At 42.8% G+C, this 12767-nt stretch carries 10 protein-coding genes; all 10 read left to right on the top strand.

Annotated elements, in window-relative coordinates; genetic code table 11:
• Window positions 1-11 precede the first annotated feature (11 nt).
• Window positions 12-3407, top strand: a complete 3396-nt coding sequence (locus tag RUMTOR_RS01395) for a PD-(D/E)XK nuclease family protein (RefSeq protein WP_004845229.1) — start codon at window positions 12-14, stop codon at window positions 3405-3407.
• A gap of 2 nt (window positions 3408-3409) precedes the next feature.
• Entirely contained in the window at window positions 3410-7003 is a 3594-nt protein-coding gene (addA, locus tag RUMTOR_RS01400) for a helicase-exonuclease AddAB subunit AddA (RefSeq protein WP_004845230.1), read from the top strand.
• Window positions 7000-7266: a DUF1294 domain-containing protein gene (locus RUMTOR_RS01405; protein WP_004845231.1), complete on the top strand. Its 267-nt coding sequence runs from the start codon at window positions 7000-7002 to the stop codon at window positions 7264-7266. Before addA ends, RUMTOR_RS01405 begins: the two co-directional genes overlap by 4 nt.
• Before the next feature lie 290 nt (window positions 7267-7556).
• The gene (locus RUMTOR_RS01410; protein ID WP_009243355.1) at window positions 7557-8321 is read left to right on the top strand and encodes a MerR family transcriptional regulator; all 765 of its coding nucleotides are present in this window, start codon (window positions 7557-7559) and stop codon (window positions 8319-8321) included.
• A gap of 133 nt (window positions 8322-8454) precedes the next feature.
• Complete coding sequence (locus RUMTOR_RS01415) at window positions 8455-8790, top strand: PadR family transcriptional regulator (protein ID WP_009243354.1); 336 nt, start codon at window positions 8455-8457, stop codon at window positions 8788-8790.
• Between the two features lie 40 nt (window positions 8791-8830).
• Window positions 8831-9046 (top strand): small, acid-soluble spore protein, alpha/beta type, encoded by a 216-nt coding sequence (locus tag RUMTOR_RS01420; protein ID WP_004845234.1) that lies wholly within the window; start codon window positions 8831-8833, stop codon window positions 9044-9046.
• Window positions 9047-9094: 48 nt separating this feature from the next.
• The gene (locus tag RUMTOR_RS01425; RefSeq protein WP_004845235.1) at window positions 9095-9772 is read left to right on the top strand and encodes a WecB/TagA/CpsF family glycosyltransferase; all 678 of its coding nucleotides are present in this window, start codon (window positions 9095-9097) and stop codon (window positions 9770-9772) included.
• Window positions 9773-10003: 231 nt separating this feature from the next.
• Window positions 10004-11095: a PucR family transcriptional regulator gene (locus RUMTOR_RS01430; RefSeq protein ID WP_004845236.1), complete on the top strand. Its 1092-nt coding sequence runs from the start codon at window positions 10004-10006 to the stop codon at window positions 11093-11095.
• Between the two features lie 34 nt (window positions 11096-11129).
• Complete coding sequence (ftsE, locus tag RUMTOR_RS01435; protein WP_004845237.1) at window positions 11130-11816, top strand: cell division ATP-binding protein FtsE; 687 nt, start codon at window positions 11130-11132, stop codon at window positions 11814-11816.
• Window positions 11806-12756: a permease-like cell division protein FtsX gene (gene ftsX, locus RUMTOR_RS01440; RefSeq protein ID WP_004845238.1), complete on the top strand. Its 951-nt coding sequence runs from the start codon at window positions 11806-11808 to the stop codon at window positions 12754-12756. The genes ftsE and ftsX overlap by 11 nt, the downstream gene beginning before the upstream one ends.
• The last annotated feature ends 11 nt before the right edge of the window (window positions 12757-12767 follow it).

The raw sequence follows: 12767 nt of genomic DNA on the forward strand, positions 1-12767 counted from the left end.
GGAGGCGGTTTATGTCATTACAATTTATTATGGGAAATTCCGGAAGCGGAAAATCTTACTGTTTATATGATACGGTTGTTCGGGAAGCGATTGAAAATCCTGACAAGAATTATCTTGTCATCGTTCCCGAGCAGTTTACGATGCAGACACAAAAAGATCTCTGTCTTGCGCATCCAAAAGGCGGGATCATGAATATTGATGTGTTAAGTTTCGGGCGTCTGGCGTACCGCGTTTTTGAAGAGGTGGGTCAGGATGCCCGTGTTGTGCTTGATGATGAAGGAAAAAATCTTGTTTTGCGCAAAATTGCGGGCGAGTGTGAAAAAGATCTGAAGGTCTTTAAGGGAAACCTGAAAAAACAAGGTTATATAAGCGAAGTGAAGTCTGTTCTTTCGGAATTTGCGCAGTATGGCGTAGACTTTGAACGTTTGGATGATTTTATGAAAGAAGTGCCGCCTGAAAGTTATCTGCATTATAAACTGGATGATATCCGAACTATATATGAAAAATTTGAAGAGTATTTAAGTGAAAAATACATTACAAAAGAAGAAATGCTCGATGTGCTCAGCGACGCTGTTCCGTATTCCGATATTTTAAAAGGAAGCGTGGTGGCGATGGACGGGTTTACAGGTTTTACGCCTGTACAAAACCGTTTGATCGGTGAGCTTTTTTCAGTGTGCGAAAAAGTGATGATCACAGTGACGATGGACGGAAGAGAAAATCCGTATGTATATGAACATCCGTATCAGATTTTTGCGCTCGGCAAACAGATGGTCACATCTCTTATGAAGATTGCGGGTGAGAAAAAAACAGAGATTGAAGAACCGATATGTTTGTTTGAAAGGCCGGTGTATCGTTTTCGGGATTGTTCGGAAATGGCGTTTTTGGAAACGGAACTATTCCGGTATTCAGGCGCAAAATATAACGGAAGCTGTGAGTCTGTATCGCTGCATGAAGTGCGCTCTCCGGGAAAAGAGGCAAAGTATGTAGCAGAAAGTATCAGGCGGTTAGTGAGGACAAAAGGATACCGATACAGAGACATTGCCGTGATCGCGTCAGATATGAATGTGTATGCGGATGTGTTGGAAAAAGCATGTGCTTCTTTTGACATACCTGTGTTTATGGATCATAAGAAAAGTATTCTTCTGAATTCTTTTGTAGAGTATGTCCGCAGCCTTCTGGGGATGATACAGGAAAATTTTACTTATGAAAGCGTATTTCGTTATTTAAGATCCGGATATTGTGAATTTACGGAAGATGAGATCGACCGATTGGAAAACTACTGTCTTGCGCTGGGGATAAAGGGATATAAAAAATGGCAGCAGGCATGGGCGAGGAAAACGAAAGAGGCGGATGAGGAAGAAGTGGAAAAGTTAAATCATCTGCGCGTGAAATTTGTCGAAAAGATCGATCCGCTTATGTTCGTTTCAAGACAGAAAAAAAAGACGGTGCTTGACATTACGCTTGCGGTATATGAATTTATCGCAGGAGAGCATCTTCAGGAGAAATTGGAACAACAGCAGAAATTTTTCGCAGAACAGGGAGAACTTACACTTGCAAAAGAATATGAGCAGATCTACCGGATCGTCATGGAGTTGTTTGACAAGTTTTCGGAACTGTTAGGCGACGAGCCGATTACGCTGAAAGAATACTGCGAGCTTCTTGACGCCGGATTTGAAGAGGCGAAAGTGGGAGTGATTCCTCCGAGCATTGACCAGGTTGTGATCGGAGACGTAGAGCGTACAAGAATGAAAGATATCCGCGCCTTGTTTTTTGTCGGAGCGAACGATGTGCTTTTGCCGGGCAATGCGGGAACGGGCGGCATTTTGTCTGAGCGGGACAGAGAAAAATTCAAAGAGAAAGATATCTCGTTGTCGCCCGGACCGAAGGAAAAAATCTATATACAGAAATTTTATTTATATACGGCGCTGACAAAACCGACGGAACTTCTAAGCCTGTCATGGTCAAAGGTGTCGGGGGAGGGAAAATCTCTGCGTCCGGCGTATTTGATACAGGAGCTTCGCAGGCTGTTTCCGAATCTGTCCGTTGTCGATGAAGAAAACAGAAAGCTTAGCGACAGAGAGATCACCCGAAGAGGGGGGATCGAGAAAGTGGCAAAAGGAATTTGCAGCCGCCGTCTCGGGCTGGATAATGAGTGGAAAGAGTTGTATACATGGTTTCAAAAAGACGGAAGAAATAAAAAAGAGATCGAAAGTATTTTGAATGCAGGTTTTCTGCATAAAACAGATACGAGGCTTGCACCGGAACTGACAAAAGAACTTTATAGTGATCGAAATCGCGTCAGTGTGACAAGACTGGAAAAATTTGCGTCTTGTGCATATGCTCATTTTTTAAGTTACGGACTGCGGCTTTCAGACCGGGAAGAATATGGGTTTGAGGCGCTTGATCTCGGAAATATCGCGCACAAGTCTTTGGAGACGTTTTCCAAAAAGGCGGATGCGCAGAAAATGAAATGGCAGGAAATACCGGAAGCTCTTCGTGACGAGATGATCGATGAGAGTGTGGAAGAAAGCGTAATAGATTATGGGAATACAGTTCTTTTCAGTTCGGCGCGAAATGAATATATGATCACTCGGATCAAACGTCTTATCCGAACTTCTGTGTGGGCGCTGACAAAGCAGATAGAAAAAGGAGACTTTCTTCCAAGCGGGTACGAGATGCAGTTCGGAAGCGGGAAGATTGACCGAATCGATACATGTTTTGACAATGACTGTGTTTATGTCAAAGTGACAGATTATAAAACGGGAATGAAAAGTTTTGATATTACGGCGTTGTATCATGGTCTGCAAATGCAGCTTCCGGTATATCTGAACGCGGCTTTGGATGTAGAGCAAAGAAAACATCCTCATAAAACGATCGTCCCGGCAGGAATATTTTATTATCGGATACAAGATCCGATCGTTTCGGAAGAAAAAACTCAGGATGCCGTGGAGAGAAGTATTTTAAAAGAATTAAAGCAGGATGGGCTAGTTAACGGGGATGATATGGTGATTTCGCATTTGGAGAAAGAACTTTCGGGGAATTCGCTCCTTTTTCCAATAGGAAGAAATAAAGACGGTTCATTGAGTAAAACGTCTCACGCGCTTCCGGAAGAACTGTTTCGGCTAGTACTTTCTTTTGCGAAACGAAAAGAAGAGTCGGTCAAAGACCGAATGTATGACGGAGAAGTTTCCGCCTCTCCGTATGAGATGGGAGAAACTACAGGATGTGATTACTGTCCGTACAGAGATATATGTGGGTTCGATCCGCGTCTTGAAGGATGTAGTTACCGCAGGCTGGAGAGATATTCTTCAGACGATGCGGTGAAAAAGATGCGGGAGGCTTTGGAAGAAAATGTCAGCCGGGACGCTTCGGAAAACGAGCAAAGCGGGAAAGGCAGGGAAGGATAAGAATGGGCGTGAAATGGACAAAACAGCAGCAAAAGGTCATAGATCTGCGAAATCGTAATATTCTTGTATCTGCGGCGGCAGGATCGGGAAAGACAGCCGTTCTCGTAGAACGTATTATTCAAAAGATCACAGATGAGCAAAGTCCTGTCGATGTGGACAGACTTTTGATTGTGACATTTACAGAAGCGGCGGCAGCAGAGATGAAGGACAGGATCAGAGAAGCGATCGAGAAAAAGCTGGAAGAAAATCCGGGAAACGTACATCTGGAGAGGCAGGCTACGTTAGTTCACAGTGCGCCGATCACGACGATACACAGTTTTTGTCTGTCTGTGATAAGGGAACATTTTCATGTGATCGATCTTGATCCGGGATTTCGGATCGGAGAAGACGGAGAATTAAAACTTTTAAAACAAGACGTTCTCGATGAATTGCTTGAAGAGTGTTATTCCAAAGGAGAGGAAGAGTTCCTTTCCTTTACAGAGCGGTTTGGAACAGGGAAAAATGACCGGAAGATCGAAGGGATCATTTTAAAATTATACGAATATTCCGGCAGTTATCCAAGACCGGAACAGTGGCTTGACCGTTGTGCTGCGGTATATACAGAAGAAGAGGCGGCGGAAGCGATGATACGGCGGGCAAAAGAACACGTTCTTATTCGGATCGAAGAACCGGAAAAACTGATCCGCAGAGGATTGAAAATATGTGAGGAGCCGGATGGACCGTATATGTATGCGGATATGCTGGAAGAGGATCTTCGTGGAATAGAGAAGATAAGAAAATGCAGTGATTTTGCAGAAATGTATGACGCGGCTGATCGGTTTGTATGGAAAACGCTTTCGAGAAAAAAAGATGACAGTGTATCGGCTGAAAAAAGAGAGTCCGTAAAGGCGTTGAGAGAACAGGCAAAAAAGGCGATTGCCGGGGTGAAGGAAACTTATTTTTACGCGCCGGAAAGCGTATGGAAAGAGGACATGGTTTCGGCGGGAGAGTCTGTGAAAACGCTCGTATCTTTGGTAAAGCTGTTCGCAGAAAAGTTTGCGGAAAAGAAGCGCGGCAGAAATATGATAGATTTTAACGATATGGAACGGTTTGCGCTTGATATACTGACTGAAGAAAAAAACGGAGAACTTGTTCCGTCTGCCGTAGCCGGAGAATATGCAAAACAGTTTGAAGAAATTATGATCGACGAATATCAGGACAGTAATTTTGTACAGGAGACGATCCTGACAAGCGTATCGGGACAGGCAGAAGGAAAAAATAATATTTTTATGGTAGGCGATGTAAAGCAGAGCATTTACAGCTTCCGTCTTTCAAGACCTGAACTGTTTATGCAAAAATATAACACATACAGTTTAGAAGACAGTGACAGACAGAGGATCGATCTGCATAAAAACTTCAGAAGCAGAGGAGAAGTTCTGGACAGTGTCAATTATATCTTCCGACGTATTATGAAAAAAGAAATGGGCGGAATCGAATATGATGACAGCGCGGCGCTTTATCTTGGGGCGAAGTTTCCGAAAACAGAAGAAATTGAGGCAAAACGATACATATCGTCAGAATGTGAAAGAAACACAGATCTTTTCAAGACGGAGCTTTTGATCTTAAAAGACCGCGATAAAGAAGCGGAAAACGTACGTCGGTCAGAAGCGAGGATGATCGCGCGCAGAATTAAAAGTTTGATGCGCGGCGGGGTTGTGTCGGATAAAAAAACAGGGGAATATCGTCCGGTGCAGTATAAAGATATTGTGATTTTGACAAGAAGTGTGAAAGGATGGGCAGAAGATTTTTCGGCAGTCCTTGCAGAAGAAGGGATTCCCGCATATTCTGTAAGCAGGGAAGGGTATTTTGAAACTTATGAAGTGAGCGTATTGCTTGACTATCTTAAAATACTCGATAACGGAAGGCAGGATCTCCCGCTTGCGGCGGTTCTGGCGTCGCCTTTGGGAAATCTTCTGACAGAAGATATGGCAAAGATCAGAGTCGCATATCCCGACGTACCGTTTCATGAAAGCGCGCGGATGTACGCGTCGGAAGAAGCACAGGATCCGGTCTTGAAAGATCGTCTGATGAGATTTTTCAGTCAGGTGGATCATTTCAGAAAAAAAGTGTCGTATACTCCGATTCATGATCTGTTGACGGAGATTATAGAAGAAACAGGTTTCGGTATATACATTTCGGCGATGGAAGGCGGAGTGCAAAGAGCCGCAAACGTAGAGATGCTGGTGGAAAAAGCAAAGGCGTTTGAAGGAACAAGCTACAAAGGATTGTTTCATTTTGTGCGGTATATCGAACAACTGAAAAAATATGACGTTGATTACGGAGAAGCCGGGATCATGGATGAACAGGCGGATACGGTAAGGATCATGAGTATTCATAAGAGTAAAGGTTTGGAATTTCCGGTTGTTTTTGCGGCAGGTATGGGAAAACAATTTAATACACAGGATACGAAAAGCAGCATGATCCTTCATCCTGAATGGGGCATTGGGATTGATAAGATCGATCTGAAACGGAGGACAAAAGCGCCTACATTTTTGAAAAAGCTGATTCGGGAAGAGGCAATGTATGAAATGTGGGCAGAGGAGATGCGCATTCTGTATGTAGCGTTGACAAGAGCAAAGGAAAAACTGATCATGACAGGGGTTTTGCCGGATCGTTTCATTATGCGCTCCGGCAAAGACGGAGTTATCACGGCAGGTGCAAAATCATATTTCGACTGGATCATACCGGCTCTTTGGTCTGAAGAGGAGGAGGCGGCGTTAGAAGATGCGCCTGTCTGCATTTTTCAGTATACAGGAAATGACATAGGAGCAGATATTTTACAGGTGAAGTCAGAACAGTTGGCGCTTGACGTATTGAAACACTGGGATGTGACAAAAGTGTATGATCCGGAAATACGAAAATGTCTGGATGAACAGGCAGATTACGTTTATCCGTATTATTCGGAAGGCGGTATGAAAATGAAGTTTACCGTATCGGAGCTGAAAAAAAGAAAGGCGCTGCAAGAAGAAGCGGGAGAGGAAATGTATAAAGAACCACAGACGGTTCCTCTTCTTCCCCGTTTTATAAAAGAGGAAGAAACTCTTTCCGGCGCTTCACGGGGAAGCGCATATCACAAGTTTTTAGAACTGCTTGATTTTGCAAAAGAATACGAAGCAGATGATCTGGAAGCAGAGGTGGAAAGGCTTGCGGAAGATGGACGTTTATCGAGGGAAATGGCAGAATGTATTGAGACAGAAGATATGATGCGGTTTCTTCGGACTAAGAGCGGAGTGCGGATGTTACAGGCGGCAAGGAACAGAAAACTTTATAAAGAGCAGCCTTTTGTGATCAGCGTGAATGCATCGGAGATCTATCAGGGAGATCTGTCCGGGGAAAAGATATTAGTGCAGGGGATTATCGACGTTTATTTTGAAGAAGAAGACGGACTTGTCGTGCTTGATTATAAGACGGATCAGGTGAAAAGCAGAAAAGAACTTGTGGAAAAATATCATGCGCAGCTTGAATATTATGCACATGCCCTGTCTCAGCTTACGGGAAAAACTGTAAAAGAGAAGATTATTTATTCGTTTACTTTAAAAGAGGAGATCATCGTATGAAGATTTTGATGTATTGTTTGCTCGCATTAAATGTTGGGGTATGGCTGATGTACGGTATAGATAAGTGGAAAGCAAAATCGGGAAGATGGCGGATTCCCGAAAAAGTTCTTCTGCTTGCGGCGTTTGCAGGCGGTTCGGTTGGAGCTTTAGCAGGAATGATGATGTTCAGGCATAAAACAAAGAAAGCAAAATTTGTCATCAGCGTACCGATATTTTTTGTGATCCATTGTGTGATAGCCGGATATGTGCTTTTGAATTATTAAAGAACAATGTAACAGTTCAGCCCGCGCCATTCGTAAAACCGCACTGCGTGCTTATTGTGGCTGCCGCCACTGTTTTACTCATAAAAAGGCGCTAAGCACATACAGATGTCCGCTTGCAAAAATATGCAAGCATGTTTTGTGCTTCCTGTACATCTGTATGGATGAACTGTTACGAAAAAATATGTCAGATGCTCTTGACTTTGACGTAACGTCAAGTAATATACTTGCCCTAAGCTGATAGAAAAGAAAGAAAATATCGGCTTAGGGTATTTTAACAGGAGGTGAAAACGGTGAAGTGCGGCATTAAAGAAGTATCGGAACTAACAGGAGTGAGTGCGCGCACACTTCGTTATTATGATCAGATCGGATTGCTGAAACCATCAAAGACAAGTGAAGCCGGATATCGGTACTATGGAGAGCGGGAACTGGAGATCCTGCAGCAGATTCTGTTTTACAAGGAACGGGGAATGGAACTAAAGCAGATCAAGAAGATCATCTATCAGAAAGACTTTGACATTATGGCGGCTTTGCGGGAACACCTTTTGGAACTTGAGGAAAAGAGAAACCATATGGAAGCTCTGATCCAAACAGTGGAACAGACGATACGTTCAATGAAAGGAGAATATGATATGAGTGATCAGGAAAAATTTCAGGCGTTTAAAGAAAGAGTAGTTCGGGAAAATGAAGAAAAACACGGGGCGGAAATCCGCGAAAAATATGGCGATGAAGAGATGGATGCCGCAAACAGGAAAGTTTTAGATATGACAGAGGAGGAATACGAGAGATTTCAAAATCTGGGTGAAGAAATCCGCATACAATTACAGGATGCGGTAAGAGGCGGAGCAAACCCGGAGGATGAATGCGGCAGGCGGATCGTCGCACTTCATAAAGAATGGCTTGGAAAGACATGGAAACAGTATACGAAAGAGGCGCATGCGGCAATCGGCAATCTCTATATCAGCGACGAGAGGTTTAAAATGTATTATGATAAAGAAGTGAATGGATGTGCAAAGTTTCTCGAATCTGCAATTCGATATTGGGTTGACCGGGTATAAGCGGAGCTGAACAGACGATTTACAGGGCGGCGATCAATGGTTTTTCCGGATAATATTGTATTGACAAACTATATTATACAAAATATAATATTACTCATATAATACAATGTCTTTGGCAAAAAAGGAGGAACAGATGGTATTTCATACAGGAGCTGCCCTGTTGGATGCGATCGTACTGGCAGTCGTATCTATGGAAGAAACGGGAACATATGGATACAGGATCACGCAGGATGTAAGAAAAGTGATCGACGTATCGGAATCGACATTGTATCCGGTTTTGCGAAGGCTTCAGAAAGATGAGTGTCTGGAAGTATATGATCGACAGTTTGAAGGCAGAAACAGACGGTATTATAAAGTGACCGAAAAGGGAATCGCGCAGTTGGATTTTTATAGGGAAGAGTGGAAAAATTATACATGTAAGATCAGCGATATCTTTGACGGAGCAGATCGGATGAATACGATTTGCTAAAACGGGCAATACTCCTTTGAAAGAAGAAAGGGGAAGTTGTATGTCAGGGAAAAAATCAAAGACGATCGATCCGGCAAATCTTGATCCGGATGAAAAGCTGAAATATGAGGTGGCTGAGGAAATAGGGCTTCTCGATAAAGTGATGACGGAAGGCTGGAAATCACTTACATCAAAGGAGACAGGCAGGATCGGAGGATTAGTGACACGAAAGAAGAAGCAGCGATCCGGCGGGCAGAATATTTCTTTACAAAGATAGACAAATTTGATAGAATTATACATCCGAGGGAGACGACAGGTGATGTGTATGAAAGAAAGAATAAATGTTTTGAGTACGGAAATGGACTGCATAACAGCGAAGGAAGCGATGTTAAAAGCGATTGCGTTTCTGGAAAGAGAGTCGGTTGATATTATCGAAGTTTTATCTATGAGCGCATTGATGCGCGCGCGGGATGAAGACGAGTGGATAAGATCGACATCCGGATTTGGTCTTATTCTGCCCGGAGAGACAGAAATTCTCGAAGCGGCAGGGGAAACCGACAGGATAAAACTAAGAGAAGCGGAAAATCAGACATTTATAAAAATGTTTATGAAATACCTTCAGAAGAACAGAAAAAGAGTTTTTTTGCTTGCCGAATCGGAAGAAAAGCTAAATACTGTGGAAAATGCCATGAAGTATTATGACAAAGGAATTTTTCTGACGGGACACGCGCTGATCAAAGAGGGAGAAAACCGGGAAGAAGACGTAGTCAATGAGATCAACGGAACAGAGACGGACTGTATCTTGTCCGTACTGACTTCTCCTTATCAAGAAAAGTTTATCGCGGAAAATCAAGCTCTTTTAAATGTAAAACTGTGGTTCGGATGTGGAACTCTGCTTGAAAAAAGTTATGGCGAGAGAAAGCTTTCCAAAAGGCTCTCCCGGTTTCTGCTGAAAAAGCGATTTCATCTGTTAGTAGGGAAACAACAGAAAAAATCAGACTAGACAAAAGCGGGAAAAATGTCCATATATGGAATTTGTGAACAATGTATAGACATTAAAATATGAATTTTTTGTAAAATATCTGAGGAAATGCATAAAAAATATGTATTTCCTCTTTCTTTTTTTGCTGTTTTGCATTAATATAATATACGAATCTAAGAAAGAGGAATATTTTCGCTTTTAAAGTTTGTGAAAAATGTACATGATATAAATCCAAGGAGTGGAGGAACAGGCATGATTTCAAATCAGATACTTCAGAATACGATCGACGGATTGAAAGGAATTTCCAAAGTTGACTTCTCAGTATTAGATACAGAGGGAAAGGAACTGGCATCTACATTAGACAATGCGCAGGAACGAAACAGCGCGGTAATCTCGTTTGTAGAATCGCCTGCGGACAGTCAGGTAATACAGGGATGTCAGTTTTTTAAGATTTTTGACGAGCAGAGGCTTGAGTACGTACTGCTGGCGGAAGGTGACAGCGAGACGGCGTATATGCTCGGCAAAGTTGCGGCATTCCAGATCCACAGTCTGCTGGTAGCTTATAAAGAAAGGTTCGACAAAGATAATTTTATTAAAAATCTTCTTCTGGACAACCTTCTGTTGGTAGACATTTATAACCGTGCTAAAAAATTACATATTGACACGGAGGTAAAACGTGTTATCTTTATTATTGAGACATCACACGAAAAGGATAATGCCGCGCTTGAGAATGTGAGAAATCTTCTTGGCGGAAAATCAAAAGATTTTATTACTGCGGTTGATGAGAAGAATATCATTGTAGTAAAAGAACTCACAGAAAAAGACGGGGCGAAAGAGCTTGAGAAGATGGCGAAGGAAATGCTCGACATGCTGAAGGAAGATACAAAGGACGAGCAGATCCGTATTGCATACGGTACGATCATCAGCGACATCAAGGAAGTATCCAAGTCCTATAAAGAGGCGAAGCTTGCGCTTGACGTAGGGAAAATTTTCTTTGCGGAAAAGGATATTGTTGCATTTACGACACTTGGTATCGGCCGTCTGATCTATCAGCTCCCGATTCCGTTGTGCAAGATGTTTATCAGAGAGATTTTCGAGGGGAAATCGCCGGATGATTTTGATGAGGAGACATTGACAACGATCAATAAATTTTTTGAGAACAGTCTGAATGTATCGGAAACATCCCGGCAGTTGTACATTCACAGAAATACTCTTGTATACAGACTGGATAAACTTCAGAAGAGCACGGGGCTTGATCTGCGTGTGTTTGAGGATGCGATCACGTTCAAGATCGCGCTTATGGTTGTAAAATATATGAAATATATGGAATCATTAGAGTATTAGATCTTACAGGAGTATAAATAATTAGGAGGAACTTATGATTGAATTAAGAAACGTGACGAAAGAGTACTCTAAGGGCAATTCAGCTCTTAACGGAGTCTCTGTGAAAATCGAACGGGGAGAATTCGTTTTCATCGTCGGAGACAGCGGCTCGGGAAAGTCTACCCTGATTCGTTTGATCATGAAGGAGTTGAATCCGACTGAGGGAACGATCATAGTAAACGGGCAGAACCTGAATCGTATGAAACACCGCAATATCGCGAAATACAGAAGAGGATTGGGCGTTGTGTTTCAGGACTTCCGTCTTTTGAGAGACAGAAACATTTATGAAAATATTGCGTTTGCCCTGCGCGTGACGGAAACGCCGACAAAAGTGATCAAGAAAAAAGTGCCTGCGGCGCTTTCGCTGGTCGGTCTTGCGCAAAAATATAAATCGTTTCCGAAGGAATTATCAGGCGGAGAGCAGCAGCGAGTTGCAATCGCAAGGGCAATCGTAAACGAACCCGCTATTTTGTTGGCAGACGAGCCTACGGGAAACTTAGATCCAACGAACTCATGGGAGATCATGAGCCTTTTGAAAGAGGCGAATGAAAGAGGAACGACAGTGCTTGTCGTTACGCATAACCAGGAGATTGTAAACGAGATGAACGAGCGCGTGATCACTATGAAACAAGGTGTGATCGTCAGTGATGAACAAAAAGGTGGGTATATAGATGAGGATTAGTACATTTGGATACGTCGGAAAACAAGGCGTTAAGAATATCTGGAGAAACAAGATGTTTTCGCTCGCGTCCATTGCGACAATGTCAGCTTGTATCTTCTTGTTTGGATTATTCTTTTCGATTATTGTAAATTTTCAGCATATTATAAAAACAGCGGAGGAAGGCGTTGCGATCACAGTATTCTTTGAAGAAGACGCTACAGATTCAGAGAAGAAAGCGATCGGGAAGGCGCTGGAAGCCCGCAAAGATGTGGCAGAAGTAAAGTACATATCGGCAGAAGAAGCATGGGAAGAATTCCAGAAGCAGTATTTTGCAGACAATCCGGAGCTGGCAGAAGGATTTAAAAACGATAACCCGCTGGCATCTTCGGACAACTATGAAGTATATATGAAAACAGCGGAAGACAGTAAGAGTCTTACAGCGAGAAGCCGTTCTCTTTCGGAGACGCAGAAAGAACTTGTTTCTTATGCACAAAAACTGGACGGCGTACGAGAAGTAAACAAGTCGGACGTAGTAGCGAAGATGCTTTCAAGCGTAAATACACTTGTAGCGGTTATTTCGATCACAATTATCATTATCCTTCTCGGAGTTTCGATCTTCCTGATCAGTAATACCGTTACGATGGGTATTACCGTGCGAAAAGAAGAGATTGCGATCATGAAGTACATCGGAGCGAAAGACTTTGTCGTTCGTTCTCCGTTCGTGATCGAAGGTCTTATCATTGGTATTTTCGGCGCGGCGATTCCGCTTGTACTGCTGTACTTCCTGTATGATAAAGCAGTTCAGTACATTATGGTGAAATTCAGTATTCTTGAGAATATTATTACATTCCTTCCGGTGTCGACTGTATATCAGATCTTACTCCCGATCGGTGTGGTAATGGGAATCGGAATCGGTTTCCTCGGAAGTTTCTTTACGGTGCGCAAACATCTGAAAGTATAGGAGGTATACTC

Source organism: [Ruminococcus] torques ATCC 27756 (assembly GCF_000153925.1).
Lineage (GTDB): Bacteria > Bacillota > Clostridia > Lachnospirales > Lachnospiraceae > Mediterraneibacter > Mediterraneibacter torques.